Genomic DNA, 445 nt, shown 5'->3' on the forward strand with positions numbered 1-445 from the left:
GGCGTTGGTCGCCTCCTGCGGTACGCCCGAAACACTCCGGCAGCGGCTAGAGGACAATCAAGACCGCCGGAGGCAATGGAGTCTGTCCGTCGCCGCGGACTGCGATGAGCTGGCGGCTCTGCTCGCGGGGCAGGCACCGGAGACGCCGCTGTCGCAAGACGATTGGGAGCAGTTGCAGGCACGTTTGGGCGAAAAGGAATATCACGGCCATGAACTGTCCATCAATCGCGTGGGTGGAACGAGGCAACTGGACCTGTGCGAACGCACGGAACAGGCAAGTTTGGCCATTCCCAGGGGAACGACGGAAGAAGCGCTGGCGGACTGGCTGACCCCTGAAACACGATCGCGGGTCCCGATCGATCGACATCCCGACTTGGAGGCGGCCGCCCGAAGCTTGCTGTCTAGTCGGCCTCATCGTATGGGCGGCTATCATGACGGCGTGCAG

General features: G+C 63.4%; 1 protein-coding gene. It reads left to right on the forward strand.

Annotated features, from left to right (window positions below; all coding sequences use genetic code 11):
- The coding region (locus tag DY467_RS25620; RefSeq protein WP_164639849.1) for a hypothetical protein at positions 1-445 on the forward strand (445 nt) is incomplete at both ends.

Source organism: Rhodopseudomonas sp. BR0G17, assembly GCF_010907025.1.
GTDB classification, from domain to species: domain Bacteria; phylum Pseudomonadota; class Alphaproteobacteria; order Rhizobiales; family Xanthobacteraceae; genus Rhodopseudomonas; species Rhodopseudomonas palustris_H.